Raw genomic sequence first — 15333 nt, forward strand, 5'->3', positions numbered from 1 at the left:
CACCTTGAGCGCCTGCTGGCCCTTGAGCACCAGTAGCACCTGTTGCGCCCGCTGGTCCTTGAGCACCAGTAGCACCTTGAGCGCCTGCCGGTCCTTGAGCACCAGTAGCACCTGTTGCACCCGCTGGTCCTTGAGCACCAGTAGCACCTTGAGCGCCTGCTGGCCCTTGAGCACCAGTAGCACCTGTTGCGCCCGCTGGTCCTTGAGCACCAGTAGCACCTTGAGCGCCCGCCGGTCCTTGAGGTCCAGTAGCACCTTGAGCACCCGCCGGTCCTTGAGGCCCGGTAGCACCTTGAGGTCCAGTAGCGCCAGTAGCACCTGTTGCTCCTCCTCCAAGGCAACCTGATCCATATTGAACTAGTATAGCTTGGATTTCTGTTATGAGTTTAACTAGTTTGTCGACCGTACAACAATCTACTTTGAATAACTTAGCAATATACAATAAATAATTAAGCAGGCTTTGTAGCTCAACGTACAATGCTCCGCATGAGAATGGCTTTGTCGTTAAAATAGTTAATAGATTAGCAATAATAGAATTTCCAATTTGTTTTTGTGCTGGAGACAAATCTAAGCAATTGAGGAATTTTTGTAGGTTATTTAGAACAGCGATCAAGTTATCGAGATTATTTTGAGAAGGGTTTTGAAAGACAGCTTGAATAGCTTGGCCAAGAGCTTGAAGAAGTTTAACGAATTCTGTAAGTTCGGACTTAGAGATGTTAATATAACTACAAGCTCTGACTTCGCAACAATCATTACCATAAAATACTTTTCCTTTATTTTTATTGTTCATCTTTTCATTCCTTTCTTTCATAGAATCAATAGTCATTACTATATAATAAAATGAAATTCATACTAAATTCGTGATGGACAAACTACCATTTCTAAAAAATAAGAAGTTTGCCTACCAAGCAAAAACAATTAGTTATGGAGAAAGATTTATAGAACTTAAAGAAGATTATTTCAACATAAAAAAGCATGCCAATTGTTGAGAGTATATAACAATTGGTATGCTTTTTGTGGAGGAGTACCTCATTTGTATTCATTTAATCTTTCAAGGGTCGTTTTAGGTAAAATTGGAATTGAAATAGTGAAAGTTGTACCATCTTGATTACTGGTCATTTTTAATGTACCGTTATGATTTTGAATAATTTTCTTTGTTACTGACAAGCCCAGTCCTGTGCCTGAATCTTTTGTTGAGAAGAATGGATCAAAGATATATTCTTGAATGGCTGGTGGAATACCAATTCCATTATCAGTGAAAGTAATACGAACAAAATTATCTAGGCGATAACTAGTAATTTGAATAGAAAGTTTTTTTTCGTCTTGAGCATCGACAGCGTTCTGAAATAGGTTTAAAAAAACTTGCACAAGTTCATGACGATCAATATGGACTAATATATCATCTAATTCGGTAGAAAAATTATAATCAATTGAAATGTTATGTAAAAAGACTTCACTAGCTAGTAACTGTTGAATATACTCACGTAAAAATGTATTAATAGGAAACGGTTCTCTTGTAAATTCGCGTGTTTTTGAAATAGATAAAAATTTTGTAATAATACTATTTGCGCGGTCTAATTCAGGAATAAGTAAATTTTTAAATAATTCTTTATTAGATGGAGAAACACTGTCTTGTAAAAATTGTAAATACCCCCGTACGGTTGTAAGAGGATTACGTACTTCATGTGCAATCCCAGCTGCAATTCGCCCTGCTAACGAAAATTTCTCTGCATCACGTTCTGTGTTTAAATAATGAAAGACACTAATAACTCTAAAAATCTCTCCGTTATAATCACGAATAATTCGGTTATTTAAAATGCCATAGTTTTTGTCTAAAACCTCTTCATTATATATTTCTGTTCCCGTTCTTAATGTTTCAAGAGCTTTAATTTTTTCTTCTGGTAATTGTAGCAATTGTTGAATTGGCTTTCCGATTATATCATTTCGTACTACACCAAAATCATCTGCTGCAGCTTGATTACATAAAGTTATATTGCCTTTACTATCAACAAAGGTTACATGATGTGAAAAAGCATCAAAAATATGAACAAAGTGTTTTTCAAGTTGTTTAAATAAAAATAATGAATCGCAAGTAAGTTGAAATTCAGCCGCTATATTTTCTTTTCGTATGTTTTGAATGGAATGAGTTGTTCTCGTTTTCTTTATTTGTAAACCCATATGTGGATTTTTGTATGTGAAATGATGTGGTAATTGATTCACAAGTTCTTCATAAAAACGTACTTTATTTTCTAGTTCTTCTATTCGTTTTTCATGAGATACAATATCGTCGTTTGGAAGCATAAATAAATAACCCCTCAATTTAAAAATTCTTCCATCTAGTATATCATATTTTTATACGGATACTCTGAAAGAAGGGACTACTTAATGAAATTGATTAGTCGAAGTGTTCAGGAAGTGAGTAGAATGAATAGAAGATGAAGTGAAAAAGGGAGGGATATATTTGCTTTTCATTGGAGTAACAGGATGGGGAGATCATGATTCTTTATATATAGACCCCTATGAAAATAGAAATAAATTACGAACATATAGTGAGCATTTTCCTATTGTAGAAGTGGATAGCTCATTTTATGCGATGCAACCTGCACGAAACTATACAAAATGGGCAATGGAGACACCGCAAGATTTTTCTTTTGTCGTAAAAGCATATCAAGGGATGACGGGACATATGAAAGGTGAAATTCCTTTTTCTACGTTTGACGAAATGTTTGATGTATATAAACAATCCATTCTTCCTTTAATAGAAGCTGGTAAATTAAAAACGATTTTATTTCAATATCCACCTTGGTTTGATTGTAAAAAGAAAAATGTAGATTTTCTTCGATATACGAAAGAAAAAATGGAAGGTCTGCCATGTGCTATAGAATTTCGGAATCAAACATGGTTTTATCCGGAAATGAGAGATAAGACGCTACAGTTTTTGGAACAAGAGAAATGGATTCATACCATTTGTGATGAGCCACAGGCCGGGATAGGTTCGGTACCGCTCGTATTAGAAGTAACGAATGCAGAGATGGTGTTAATACGTTTTCATGGTCGAAATGTTCATGGCTGGCTTGATAAAGGGGAAAATTGGAGAGCGGTTCGTTGTTTATATCGCTACAACAATAAAGAATTAGAAGAATGGGTAGAAAGACTAGAGCAATTGAAACAGAAGACAAAGGACATATATGTACTATTTAACAATAATTCGGGCGGAGATGCAGCGGATAATGCGAAACAGCTTATGAAAATGATGAACATTACATATGGCGAGCCGAAGCCTGAGCAATTAAATTTGTTTGAATGATAATAAACAAGAAAGGCACTGTACAAACAGGGGGAATGTACAGTGCCTTTCTATATGAAAAAGAGGGGTAACAATGTTACTGAGCGTTTGGTTGATTCATCAATTGTTGGCTTCGTAATAAATGATAATGGTTATCATTATCATTGTCAATGGTTTTCCGAAAAATAAATAAAAAACTTTTTATGCGACAGTAACAGGTAGGAAGGTTCCTGATAAAAAAGTTCGGCTGAAGCAAAGAAGTTTTTCGGGGGAGAATTCTAGTGAACTCCTGATAAAGTATAAAAAAAGAACAGCTATTAATGCTGTTCTTTTCCAGTAACGAATTGTTGTAAATCAAAAGGAGTTATCGCTTGGATAAACTCTTTTGAGATAAGTGTTTGAACAAGAGTACTCTCAGAAATGGAAGCACCGGTTTTCTTTTCATAAGCTTGTTTTAATAAATCAAGTTTTTCAGCCGTTTCTTTCGGTAATTCAATTGTTAATGTGTTCATAATTTCTCCCCCTTACTATTAGAGTACCACTACAATATAGGAGAGACAAGAAAAGAGAATGTGAAACATAAAAAAGGTTACCATTTATTAATGGTAACCTTTTTTATGTATAAGAGTTATTAAGCAATACCGATATACTTTAAAGTTTTTGATGGGGTACTATGATCAAAGAAGTGTTGTAAAAATGCGATATCAACACCTGATTTGTATGCACAATATCCCCAAGTTTTTCGAAGTGTATGTGAGCTAATCCCTTCTAATCCAACTTCTTTTGCAGCTTTGTTTAAAATGTACCATGCATGTTGTCTCGTAATAGATTTTGTTCCTTTTTGAGACTTTAATAATGGTTCATTACGTTTCCAAGTTTTACGTTCTTTCATGTAGTCTTCGATCGCGTGCTGTAAGTCTTCATTTACAGCAAACCATTTATGTTTCTTTACTTTTTCATTGTAAAATAAAATGGAATGGCGAACATTTTCATTTTCATCGATTACATCACTAACTTTTAATTGTAAGATTTCACTTACTTTTAAGCCAGAATTTACAGCTAATACGAATAATAAGCCATCACGTTTCGAAGATTGTAAAAGTATATTTTTGATAGTTTCTAATTGTTTTTCATTTTGAATAGGTTGTCCTGCTTGTTTCATTTCACGCACTCTCCTCTTTTATGTGTGTAAAGGAAAGGATTAACTTGTTTCTTACTATAAAGGGAGAGTGTGAATTTCATGTGAACTCCTAGTGAAATTAAGACAAATTATTTGACTTCTTTTACTTTTTGTAAATTAAAGTAGAATACAACACTATTAGTCGTGTTATATACACCGTACTCGGCATGGTGGAGGTCTAAAATGTTTTTTACAATAGATAACCCGAGACCGGTACCTCCAGTATGGCGGCTACGAGATGCATCTAAACGGTAGAAACGATCCCAAATTTTTTCAAGACTTTCTTCTGGGATAGGGTTTCCTGTGTTTTCGATTTCGACCTTTACTGTATCTTCCAGTGCTATAACGGAGACTTGTATTTTTTCTCCATCTGGCGTATAGCGAATTGCATTGCTAAGTAAGTTCACAACGACTTGTTCAATACGACTACGATTCGCTTTAACGAATATAGAAGAGTCTACATCTATGTTCACTTGTAAATGCTTTTCCTCCATGCTAAATAATAACTTTGTATAGACTTGTTGAATTAATTCACCGATTGAGAATGTCGTCATATCTAGTTTGTACGTACCAGATTCTAGTTTTGCTAATTCTAACATTTCAATAATAAGTCTATTCATGTTTTCTGTTTCTTCTAAAATAACATCTGTATAATACGTCGTATCTTTACTAACGCCATCTTTAATTCCTTCTGCGAAACTTCTAATTACACTAAGTGGTGTTTTTAATTCATGTGATACACCAGAAATGAATTCTTTTCGCGTTTTTTCCAATTGACGTTCACGTTCAATATCTTGTTGTAATTTTGTATTGGCAACATTTAATCGATCGATTCGGTCTTTTAAGTTTACAGATAACGTATTAATACTGCCGGAAAGCCCGCCAATTTCATCGTCTGCTGTTACAGGTAATTTCTCGCTAAAATCAAAATTAGCCATTTTCTTTGTAACACGATTAATTTTAATTAATGGTTTCACAATGATTTTTGAGTAATAGAAGGATAATAAAATAATTACGAGAAATACGATGATTAAGGCATAGACATAATAATCTTTTAAAACGAGCATCGCTTCATTAACAGGTTGTAAAGATGCTATCGCAAAAGCGTATTCTGTAATTTTTCCATTTTCCACAATAGGCTTTACAAAGATACTATTTTTTATATTCTCTCCACCATCTATTATATAAGTGTCTAATTGGTGTGAGTTAGCAGTGCCATTTCTAATAATCTCTGCAAAATATTGAACGGCTTGTAATGTTTCAAAATCATTTGCAAGACGAACATCCGCTTTGGATGGAAGCTGTAACTTAGATACGATACCAGTAAACTCAATTTGAGTCACAGTTTTGGAACGGCTTGTAAGTCTATTTTTAGCAGGGTTTCCATTAATGGATTGAAAATCTGAGTTGATATTTTCGTTTTGCCATCGATTATAGTTTGTTGTCAATTCTATTGGTGTTATGGTGGAATCTTGTAAAAAACCGACGACGTTTATCATCCCATCTTTTTTCAATCCTAAGTTTTCAAATTTATTATATTCCTCGGGCGTTAAAACATTATTGAGTGGAATGGAATATGGTTTATTATTTTTAGGGTTAATTACATCAATGTAGAAATTATTGTCGCTTTTAATAATGCCGTTCGTATTTAAAAACTGCATTTCAGCATTTGTTTTATCATGAAATTCTTGTTTTAGTTTTCGAATTTCCTCATAAGTTTTACCACTTTTTTCGTAAGTATCTACGAACTTTTCAAAAGCAGTTTGAACAGTTTTTACTTTTTTATTAATATAAAATTTTTCTAAAAATAGAGATTGTCCTAGGAAAAATAGGAGGAATATGATTGTAAATAATGTCGATGTTAATAAAAATAGTTTAAAGACGATACTTCTGTTTTTCACTGCGTCACCTCTTGTGAGAAATACTGTAAATGATTTCTTTATTATAACAAACGGTACAAAAAAGTAGAGGAGAAAATCTGTCTCTTCCGAAAGTAGTTTTTAATAAAAAGTCACATAAAAAGAACTCGACAGACGTATGACGAGTTCTTTAATGTATTATTGTTGAATTGCTGCATCTAAAGCGATTTCAATCATTTCGTTAAATGTAGTTTGACGCTCTTCAGATGTTGTTTCTTCACCAGTGAAGATGTGATCGCTTACTGTTAATACAGATAACGCATTTACACCATATTTCGCTGCTAATGTGTAAAGAGCAGTTGTTTCCATTTCTACTGCTAGTACACCGTACTCTCCAAGTTTTTTAACCATGTCCATGCTTTCACGGTAAAATACATCTGCTGTTAAAACATTACCAACACGAACATGTAAGCCTTTTTCAGTTCCTGCATCGTAAGCTTTCTTTAAAAGGTCAAAGTTTGCAGCTGGTGCAAAATCAAAACCTGGGAATGTTAAACGATTCATATTAGAATCTGTACAAGCTGTCATTGCAATAATAACGTCACGTACTTTTACGTCTTTTTGAATCGCACCGCAAGTTCCAACGCGAATTAAATTTTTAACTCCGTAGCTTTGGATTAATTCGTTTACATAAATAGAAATAGAAGGAACACCCATACCTGTACCTTGAACAGATACACGCTTTCCTTTATAAGTTCCAGTGAAACCTAACATACCACGTACGTTATTATAGCATGTAACGTCCTCTAGAAATGTTTCAGCGATATATTTTGCACGTAATGGATCACCAGGTAATAGAATAGATTCAGCAATTTCGCCTTGTTTTGCTTCAATATGTACACTCATGAAAAGTCCTCCTTATAATGTATTGATAGAAATCAATATCATTTGCATTATACACTACGAATCCTTTCAATTAAAATCTTTTTATTATTTGTAATATGTGCAAAACAGGAGGATTTCATAAATCACAATCTAGAATATATAAGTAAGAAGTTTTGTATGAACAGAGACAATAAAAATGGTAGGTGATGTTTTGAAAAATCTTGTCATTGGACTTGTTGCTTTGTTATTTATTGTAGTAGGCGGATTTCACATAAAAAAGTATCAAGAAACTACAGAGACTATAGGTGATATTCAGGAAGTAAAATGGGATGTGTCAAATGGAAAAGGAAATGAGAAAGTAGATATTTCGTTTCAATTGCTAAATAATAAAAATAACGAAGTTCGTGGTGTGAATGATCAAATTCGGGCGGTTATTGTAGACAGACAATTAAAACATGTACAACAAATGAAACCCACATTTGCAGGGAATGGATCATATAAAGTATCTTCCAAAATAGCGAAAGATGAAAGATATACAATATTTTTATATGAAGACAAAAACAAGTCTGTGAAATCATTTGCAAAGAAAGATTTTGGAAGAGAAATAGAGGAGAAAAATAAGAAAAAAGTAAAATTTTCAATCGATAGTGTGCTTACAAAAAAAATAGGGGAGTATGAAGTTTCTTTATTATTTGGTGCATTGCATCCGAATGAACCAGCGAAGTTGACATTTCAATTCCAAGCAAAAAAAGGTGAGAAATTGAAATTACATTCAGAGAGAGGAGAAGTGGAGGCGCTCTATATTGTGGACGAAACGAGAGAAAACTTTTTATATGCAATACCTGTTGATACAGATGAGCAATTACAATATCGCATTACATTTCCTGCTGAAGGAACGTATAAAATATGGGGAGATTTCTATATAAATGGTAAGAAATATGAAAAAGAATTTATTGTACAAGTTCAAAAAAGAAAAAACAGCTAAATGTTTAGCTGTTTTTTCTTTTTCCTATTAATTTTGTTACAGAGAGCATGGTAATGGGTAAAGAATGATTCTTTCTAAATGCTAAATATTTACCACTCCATGCTGGTTTATATTTTTCTTTAAAATGTCGTAACCCGCTGAAACTATACGTATAACGAACATTATTAAAGATGGCAGCAGCAACCCGTTCAGACCAGAAAGACTGTGTCGATAAACCTACATTTGAAAGTGGTGCCATACCAATATTAAAGGAATGGTATTCATTTTCTTTTGCCCACTGGAATAGGTGAATAAAAATTGCATCCATAATGCCGCTAGGTGCATCTGGATAATATCGCATTAAATCAACAGACAATGATCCGTCTTGATATACGGGCATAAAGGTTGTAAATGCGATGATTTTTCCATCCACATCAGATAATGTAGCGATAGGTGCTCGGCTAATGTATTCACGATCAAAGTATCCGAGTGAAAAACCTTTCTCTTTTTTACCGCCAAGCCATGCATCTGAAACTTTTTTTAACTCTTCATATAGTTCGTCTGAGAATGGTGGCTGGTGAATAGAGAATGTATAGCCTTCTCTTTCAAAACGGTTGAAAGTCGCTCGCATGCCGGCGCGTTTTTTTCCTGTTATTGTAAATGTATTTAAATCAACGACAGCTTCTTCACCAAGCTTAAAGAAGTTGTAACCAAAATCATGATATAAACTCATCCATTTACTTTCTATTTGGTAGAATACACAAATGTATCCAAATCGATCAGCTTCAGCTAAAAACTCTTGTAACACAGTACGGTAGGAGGAAGGGTCACCAATTGGATCACCTAGCACAACAAGACGTTTTCCGGTTATAGAGAAGAGAAGGAGCGCTTTTCCATCACTACTGAAGAAGAATTGTTTATCTCCTAAAAATCCTAAATGACTAAGTACATTTCCATCATGTTCATCTAAAAAATTTTGTAATCTTTTATCATTAGCTGGTTGCCCGGGAAATTCATTTCGATAACGATTGGCAATGAGTGAGCCAATTAGTAAAAAAGTAGGAACGAAAAAGGCAGCTGCTAATGCACTTCGTTTCACTTGTGTAATATTACGAACGACAAAATCAGGTTTAAAAGCTTCTTTTGCACCTGCAAATAAAATACCTAAGTTTTTATATAAATATAAAGTTATAAGTAGGAATATAAAAACTTTTACCATATCAGAAAGTGAGACTTCCATTTTCTCGCGTACAAATCTTTTACGAAGCATATATAATACAGCGAGTACGATTAATAAAATAAACGTCTCTTCAATATCAATTCCTTTTAGCGTATTAAAGATGGCTGCTCCGATTAAAGAAATAATCGTCATATAATAAGAACGTTTTGTTCCATAATATATCCCTCGCGAAAGGATTAACAGGAGAATACCAAATGTTAGTGATAAGCTAAAAGAAAATTGAATAAGATGTTTTGGAGCTAGAATATGTAAGGCGTGTGCTCGGTTTACACTTGTAGGTAGAATGGTCGATAAAATAACCATTAAGCCAGCAAATACTGTTAAAGCAGCAGATGCCCATGAACCAAGCTTTCCTAAAAAGTCACGCTGCAAAGTCCATATAACACCAGTTGTTTCTAATGCAGGCGCAATAAAAGGTTTATCTTCAAACTTTTTAATGGCCACGCCTGTCATTTCAAAAGCTGCAAAAATAAGGCCAAGGCAGAAAGGTAAAATGTAATAGACGAGGCGATATAATAACATAGCAGGTAGTAATACGCCTGTATCAATGCCGTATTGTCCGAGTCCAGTTAAAAAGACAAGGTCAAATGACCCAAGTCCACCAGGTACAAGGCTAACAACGCCAGCTAAAGCAGCAATTACATATACACCTAAAAACTTTTGAAATTCGATATCGATGCCAAATAATATTAATATGACGTACATAACAATACCAGCAGATATCCACTCGACTAATGAAACTAATGAGTATAATACAGTTGGTTTTTTCCCTTCTTCTCCTTCTTCTTGTCCTTCGGTTTGCTTTGTTTTTCTATTTTTTAGTTTAGAAAAGCCGATATATATAGGGACGAAAAGAGCGAAAAAGATAAGAACAGGCCATAGCCACGGTTTTTCATGCAAAATAAAACTTGTGTCTAATATTCCGATAAGGCCGAGGAATGAAAGGATGGCTAATCCGTTAATAAAAGCAGTTGTCATCCAAGCGATACTTTTAATAAGTTTGCCATTTTCTTTTATGTATGGACGATAAAGCATTGTACGTACACCAGCTCCAACGAGACCACCAAATCCAATAAATCCATTTAAAGTATTAGCAATCCATGAGATGCGGAAAATCTTTTGGACGGGTATATCAGCTTTTAAATAACGAAGCATAACATAGTCATAAAAGAACATGGTTGATACGGCAAATGCGCCAAGTGTAATTGCTAAAAAGACTCCTCCGGTTGGAATGTTTTTAATTGTATCGATTGCTTCTAAAAAAGAAATGCCTGCTAATTCTTTTTTTGCTTGAAAGAATACAATTGTTAATACAACAAATGGGAAGATAATTTTCCCGATTTGTAAGAAACGTTTCCATGAAAACGACATAAATACAACTCTCCTTGTATAAGAAAACTGAGACAATAATATTATTATGACAAACTTCAAGAAAAATAAAAAGGTAAATTCCTGTATAGGGAAGCTATTTTTTATAAGGTTTATATTTAAAAGAGTATTTCGTTTGTCAGAAAATTAAGTTAAAATAAATTGAAAGAAGGAAGTGAGGGGAAGTAGATGATTATAATAGGTTATGCGGGATATGAGTTAGAGAAAGCAAAACCTAATACATCAGAAGATTTCTTTAATAGATCTGAAGTGACATATATATTAAATAATAAAGAGAGAACTTTTTCCGTTTTATACGTTCGATATTTTGAAGAAGTTTTACAAGAAATAACTCCTTTTGAAGGAAATCCAGTATGTAAAGTAGAAGAACAAGACATATATTTACGGGATATTGTAGCCATATGTTGTTTAGTGAAAGAGAATGAGCATCGCATGCGAAAACGTTTATATTTAAATACTATAGAAGAATTCCAACAATATTTTGATGAGGGAACAGTGGTGAAAGTACAAGAAATATTGGCTGAATTACATAAAAATAAAAGAGTAGAAATAGCGTGAAATGGCAAAGGAGAGAGAAAAAATGTCTAATCTGATGGTTGAAAATCAAACAGAACAGGTTTCTATGTTTTTAGATGATGTTATTACACTGATAACCAATTATGTAAATTATCATACGTTGCCTTCTTTATTAGAAGAGACACCAGCAGGGAACGAGCAATATTATAAAGGGTTATTAGCATCAATGAGACGCCTTCTCGTTTTTTGTGAAGAAGGACATGATGCATGTTTTGTTTTGTTAAATAGCCAGCCATTTCGAAAAACAGCAGCTGAAAAAATTTTATATAAAATTTATCACCAAGTAATTGCAGAATTTTTCTCACCAAAGAGTGATCATTGGTATGAAAATAGTCGGTCTGCCTATACAGGGAAAAACTCCATCGTTTTTCAACAAACGCCACCAGCGTCTGTAGAGCAAGTGATGAAGAGTTTAGAAGGTAAATTTCAATTGATGCGTGAAGAACTAGAATATTATGAAACGGATTACCAAACAAAGATGTTACACAAATATTAATTGGAAAAGAAGCTAAGGGAACTTAGCTTCTTTTCCTTTTGTAAAGTTATATAAGGGATTTCCTTTGAATATATTTAAGGGGATAGCATTAAGGAGGTGTAACATGAGTCAGCAAGGTGTATTTACAGATTACTTTCATGAAGTAGAAAGCTGGTGTGAAAGTGTTCTTCACGTATTAGATAGCCGTGCAATGGAAGTGTATGATGTCCATATGCTTGCTTATAAAATTCAAACGTTATTAGACCGTATGAAAGAGCATGAGTATGATACAGATGCAGAGTTTATGTATGAAATAAGTGATGATGTAGAACATATTCAGCATCATTTGCAGGAAGTATTCGTGCAGGGAGAAGAGGAATATGAATTATATGAAAGAGGGGATAGTGAACGAGCTGTTCCAATTGGAGGGCACACACTTCCGCCATTACCTTATCCATATAATGCGTTAGAGCCTTATATTTCTAGAGAAATTATGATGTTACACCATGATAAACATCATCGCAGTTACGTGGAAGGATTAAATAAGGCAGAGAAGATGATGGAAGAAGCGAGAAAAACAAATCAATTTGATTTAATTAAACATTGGGAAAGAGAAGCTGCTTTTCATGGATCAGGTCATTACTTACACACGATATTTTGGAATAACATGAAAAAAGATGGTGGCGGAAGTCCAAGAGGAGCTCTTTCACAACAGATTGAACAAGATTTTGGGAGTTTTTTACGTTTTCAAAAACATTTCACAGAAGCAGCTTCTAAAGTGGAAGGATCAGGATGGGCGATTCTCGTTTGGGTGCCACGATCTGGAAGATTAGAAATTTTGCAGAGTACACTTCATCAATTATTTACACAATGGGATACGATACCGCTCCTTGTACTAGACGTGTGGGAACATGCGTATTATTTACAATACCAAAATCGAAAAGATGAATATATTAAAAACTGGTGGAATGTTGTAAATTGGCCTGATGTGGAAAAAAGATTTGAAAGTGCAAAACAAATTGAATGGACACCGTATTAGACGCAGGCTCTCTGCGTCTTTTTTATTGGAAGGGGAGGGATATTTCGTTCATATTTTAAAAGGCCAAGCATACACTTGTACAAAAAGTGCCAAAAGGACGTGGGGGGAAATATGAGACGAATTTGTGTAATAATCACGCTTCTTATTATGTACGCAAGCGTTATGCCAATTCCTACATATGCAAAGATGAACAGTAATGTTAGTGCTCGAAATGCTGTATTAATGGAGCAAGAGTCAGGTCGTGTATTATACGGAAAAGCAGAACATGAGCCACAAAAGATTGCTAGTATAACAAAAATTATGACGGCCTTGTTAGCTGCTGAATCAGGCAAAATGAAAGAAATGGTATCGGTTAGTAATGAAGCAGTGAGAGTAGAAGGTTCAGCAATTTATTTAAAGCCTGGACAGAAAGTGAAGTTAGAGGATTTAGTATACGGACTCATGCTTAGATCTGGTAATGATGCAGCACAAGTGATTGCTGAAAATGTAGGAGGGAGTATAGAAGGGTTCGTATATTTAATGAATGAAAAGGCGAAACAAATTGGAATGAAAGATACGCATTTTTCAAACCCACATGGTTTGGATGGAGACGGATCCCATTATTCTTCGGCTTATGATATGGCACTTTTAACGAAGTATGCAATGGGAAACGAAACCTTTAAGAAGATTTTTGGGACAAAAACGTATAAATCAGATTCGTGGGATTATCCGTGGAAAAACAAACATAAACTTGTGACGTCTTATTATGAATTTGCAACAGGGGGAAAAACAGGTTTTACGAAGAAAGCAGGACGGACGCTTGTTACAACAGCATCAAAAGATGGACTAGATCTAATTGTCGTAACTTTGAGTGCTTCTAGCGATTGGGATGATCATATGAATTTATTTGATAAAGGTTTTGAACGTTTCAAGCAAACGAACGTTGTAGGACAAGGCGCTCTTGCTGAAATAACTGAAAAGAAATATGCCAATCATGTTTATACGAAAAATAGTTTTGCGGTGCCATTAACTGAGCAGGAAAGAAAGAATGTCGTATTAAAAGTTGAACTTGATAAAAGTGCAAAACTTAAGGATGGCGTAAAGGTTGGGAAGACAGAAATTTATGTTGGCAATGAGAAAGTTGGAGAACGAAATTTGTTTTATAGTAAACGAAAGTTAGTAGCTACAACGGGAATGTATTGGAATAATGTGAAAGAAATCTTTTCTCATATGATAGGTGTTGGGAGCGATGGTTAATCTCGTATGGGTAGCGATGGCAGTCATAGGGATTGTATATGCCATGATAAATGGAACGATGGAAGCAATAAATAAAGCTGTATTTGACGGGGCAAAAGATGCAGTAACAATTTGTATAGGACTCATTAGTGTTTTAGTATTTTGGCTCGGTTTAATGAAAATTGCAGAGGAAGCAGGGTTGTTAAAAAAGTTAGTGTCACTTTTTATGCCAATAGTAAAAAGATTGTTTCCAGAAATACCAAAGGATCATCCGTCAATGGGGTTTATTTTATCAAATATGATGGCAAACTTTTTTGGGTTAGGTAATGCTGCGACTCCTCTTGGTATTAAAGCGATGGAACAATTGAAAGAGTTAAATGGAGGGAAGGATTCGGCGAGCCGCTCTATGGTGACGTTTCTCGCGTTAAATACATCAGCAATTACTTTAATTCCTACTACTGTAATTTCAATTCGAATGACGTATGAATCAGCGAATCCAACTGAAATTGTTGGGGTAACATTTATTGCACAAGTACTCTCTATGATCGGAGCGATTTGGATTGACCGCTATTTTTACCGAAGAAGGAGTAGGAAGGGGCGGAAAAAATGAGCATTGTAAATACAATTTCATTATGGGTAATCCCTTGTGTAATTGGTTTTATCCTTTTATATGGCACGATTAAGAAAGTGCCAACCTATGAATCATTCGTTGAGGGAGGAAAAGAAGGAATTCAAATTGCGATTTCTATTTTACCGTTTATGGTTGGAATGCTCGTATCTATTTCTATATTTCGAGCTTCAGGTGCATTAGATGCAATGATATCAGTAATGAAGCCGATGTTAGATTTAATTCATGTCCCAGCAGAAATTGTTCCGCTAGCACTTATACGCCCTATTTCAGGTTCTGCTGGTTTAAGTATTACGACCGATTTAATTGCCACATATGGACCAGACTCGTTTATTGGAAGGTTAGCTTCTACGATGCAAGGAAGTACAGATACGACTTTTTATATTTTAACAGTATACTTCGGAGCTGTTGGAATTAGAAAAATGGGAGATGCATTAAAAGTAGGACTTTTTGCCGATTTGATCGGAATTATTTGTTCGATTGTATTTGTTTCTTTAATGTTTAAGTAATACTATTCATTTTTTATGCTATTTCGCTTATAATACGTATAAGACCACTATTAAGTTGTTGCTTAATAGTGGTTTTTTTATGCGGTAA

15 protein-coding genes are annotated in these 15333 nt (G+C 34.5%); 8 read left to right on the forward strand and 7 right to left on the reverse strand.

Features of this window, described 5'->3' with window-relative positions:
- Both FS742_RS00005 and FS742_RS00010 read right to left on the reverse strand, forming a co-directional pair.
- The coding region (locus FS742_RS00005; RefSeq protein ID WP_144610515.1) for a collagen-like repeat preface domain-containing protein at window positions 1-826 on the reverse strand (826 nt) is incomplete at its 3' end.
- Window positions 827-1029: 203 nt separating this feature from the next.
- Window positions 1030-2301 (reverse strand): ATP-binding protein, encoded by a 1272-nt coding sequence (locus FS742_RS00010; RefSeq protein WP_144610516.1) that lies wholly within the window; start codon window positions 2299-2301, stop codon window positions 1030-1032.
- A gap of 160 nt (window positions 2302-2461) precedes the next feature.
- Between FS742_RS00010 and FS742_RS00015 the strand changes: the two genes are divergently transcribed.
- On the forward strand, window positions 2462-3307 hold the full coding sequence (locus FS742_RS00015; RefSeq protein ID WP_144610517.1) for a DUF72 domain-containing protein: 846 nt from the start codon (window positions 2462-2464) through the stop codon (window positions 3305-3307).
- A 296-nt stretch (window positions 3308-3603) separates the two neighbouring features.
- Here FS742_RS00015 and FS742_RS00020 read toward each other — a convergent pair whose 3' ends face one another.
- The 4 genes from FS742_RS00020 to deoD all read right to left on the reverse strand — a co-directional run bounded on the left by FS742_RS00020 (window position 3604) and on the right by deoD (window position 7231).
- A complete protein-coding gene (locus FS742_RS00020) occupies window positions 3604-3798 on the reverse strand; it encodes a DUF3924 domain-containing protein (RefSeq protein ID WP_001094861.1) in 195 nt (64 codons plus the stop codon).
- A 119-nt stretch (window positions 3799-3917) separates the two neighbouring features.
- Window positions 3918-4448, reverse strand: a complete 531-nt coding sequence (locus FS742_RS00025; RefSeq protein WP_000806236.1) for a tyrosine-type recombinase/integrase — start codon at window positions 4446-4448, stop codon at window positions 3918-3920.
- Between the two features lie 107 nt (window positions 4449-4555).
- On the reverse strand, window positions 4556-6367 hold the full coding sequence (locus FS742_RS00030) for a sensor histidine kinase (RefSeq protein WP_144610518.1): 1812 nt from the start codon (window positions 6365-6367) through the stop codon (window positions 4556-4558).
- A 156-nt stretch (window positions 6368-6523) separates the two neighbouring features.
- Window positions 6524-7231 carry a purine-nucleoside phosphorylase gene (gene deoD, locus FS742_RS00035; protein ID WP_000110708.1) on the reverse strand — a complete coding sequence of 236 codons (708 nt, stop codon included), beginning with the start codon at window positions 7229-7231 and terminating at the stop codon, window positions 6524-6526.
- A 175-nt stretch (window positions 7232-7406) separates the two neighbouring features.
- Here deoD and FS742_RS00040 point away from each other — a divergent pair, with 175 nt between their 5' ends.
- Entirely contained in the window at window positions 7407-8195 is a 789-nt protein-coding gene (locus FS742_RS00040; RefSeq protein WP_144610520.1) for a hypothetical protein, read from the forward strand.
- Between the two features lie 4 nt (window positions 8196-8199).
- Here the strand turns inward: FS742_RS00040 and mprF are convergent, their stop codons facing one another.
- Window positions 8200-10785, reverse strand: a complete 2586-nt coding sequence (mprF, locus tag FS742_RS00045) for a bifunctional lysylphosphatidylglycerol flippase/synthetase MprF (protein WP_144610522.1) — start codon at window positions 10783-10785, stop codon at window positions 8200-8202.
- Window positions 10786-10971: 186 nt separating this feature from the next.
- Between mprF and FS742_RS00050 the strand changes: the two genes are divergently transcribed.
- The 6 genes from FS742_RS00050 (at window position 10972) to spmB (ending at window position 15245) form a co-directional block, all read left to right on the forward strand.
- Window positions 10972-11361, forward strand: coding sequence for a hypothetical protein (locus tag FS742_RS00050; protein ID WP_144610524.1), 390 nt, complete (start codon window positions 10972-10974; stop codon window positions 11359-11361).
- Window positions 11362-11383: 22 nt separating this feature from the next.
- Entirely contained in the window at window positions 11384-11875 is a 492-nt protein-coding gene (locus tag FS742_RS00055) for a YpuI family protein (protein WP_144610526.1), read from the forward strand.
- 103 nt (window positions 11876-11978) lie between these two features.
- The gene (locus tag FS742_RS00060) at window positions 11979-12893 is read left to right on the forward strand and encodes a superoxide dismutase (RefSeq protein ID WP_000082672.1); all 915 of its coding nucleotides are present in this window, start codon (window positions 11979-11981) and stop codon (window positions 12891-12893) included.
- Window positions 12894-13004: 111 nt separating this feature from the next.
- On the forward strand, window positions 13005-14129 hold the full coding sequence (gene dacB / locus FS742_RS00065) for a D-alanyl-D-alanine carboxypeptidase DacB (protein ID WP_144610528.1): 1125 nt from the start codon (window positions 13005-13007) through the stop codon (window positions 14127-14129).
- Window positions 14122-14718, forward strand: a complete 597-nt coding sequence (gene spmA / locus FS742_RS00070) for a spore maturation protein SpmA (protein WP_000247806.1) — start codon at window positions 14122-14124, stop codon at window positions 14716-14718. The genes dacB and spmA overlap by 8 nt, the downstream gene beginning before the upstream one ends.
- Entirely contained in the window at window positions 14715-15245 is a 531-nt protein-coding gene (gene spmB, locus FS742_RS00075; RefSeq protein ID WP_000029511.1) for a spore maturation protein SpmB, read from the forward strand. The genes spmA and spmB overlap by 4 nt, the downstream gene beginning before the upstream one ends.
- The last annotated feature ends 88 nt before the right edge of the window (window positions 15246-15333 follow it).

The sequence above is a fragment of the Bacillus cereus genome, from assembly GCF_007678085.1.
Lineage (GTDB): Bacteria > Bacillota > Bacilli > Bacillales > Bacillaceae_G > Bacillus_A > Bacillus_A cereus_BE.

Bases quoted from the DNA above. Each gene is read 5' to 3' on its own strand.
- FS742_RS00010 (WP_144610516.1), bottom strand. From the start codon at position 2,301: ATGCTTCCAAACGACGATATTGTATCTCATGAAAAACGAATAGAAGAA.
- FS742_RS00020 (WP_001094861.1), bottom strand. From the start codon at position 3,798: ATGAACACATTAACAATTGAATTACCGAAAGAAACGGCTGAAAAACTT.
- FS742_RS00025 (WP_000806236.1), bottom strand. From the start codon at position 4,448: ATGAAACAAGCAGGACAACCTATTCAAAATGAAAAACAATTAGAAACT.
- deoD (WP_000110708.1), bottom strand. From the start codon at position 7,231: ATGAGTGTACATATTGAAGCAAAACAAGGCGAAATTGCTGAATCTATT.
- FS742_RS00040 (WP_144610520.1), top strand. From the start codon at position 7,407: ATGGTAGGTGATGTTTTGAAAAATCTTGTCATTGGACTTGTTGCTTTG.
- mprF (WP_144610522.1), bottom strand. From the start codon at position 10,785: ATGTCGTTTTCATGGAAACGTTTCTTACAAATCGGGAAAATTATCTTC.
- FS742_RS00050 (WP_144610524.1), top strand. From the start codon at position 10,972: ATGATTATAATAGGTTATGCGGGATATGAGTTAGAGAAAGCAAAACCT.
- FS742_RS00055 (WP_144610526.1), top strand. From the start codon at position 11,384: ATGTCTAATCTGATGGTTGAAAATCAAACAGAACAGGTTTCTATGTTT.
- FS742_RS00060 (WP_000082672.1), top strand. From the start codon at position 11,979: ATGAGTCAGCAAGGTGTATTTACAGATTACTTTCATGAAGTAGAAAGC.
- dacB (WP_144610528.1), top strand. From the start codon at position 13,005: ATGAGACGAATTTGTGTAATAATCACGCTTCTTATTATGTACGCAAGC.
- spmA (WP_000247806.1), top strand. From the start codon at position 14,122: ATGGTTAATCTCGTATGGGTAGCGATGGCAGTCATAGGGATTGTATAT.
- spmB (WP_000029511.1), top strand. From the start codon at position 14,715: ATGAGCATTGTAAATACAATTTCATTATGGGTAATCCCTTGTGTAATT.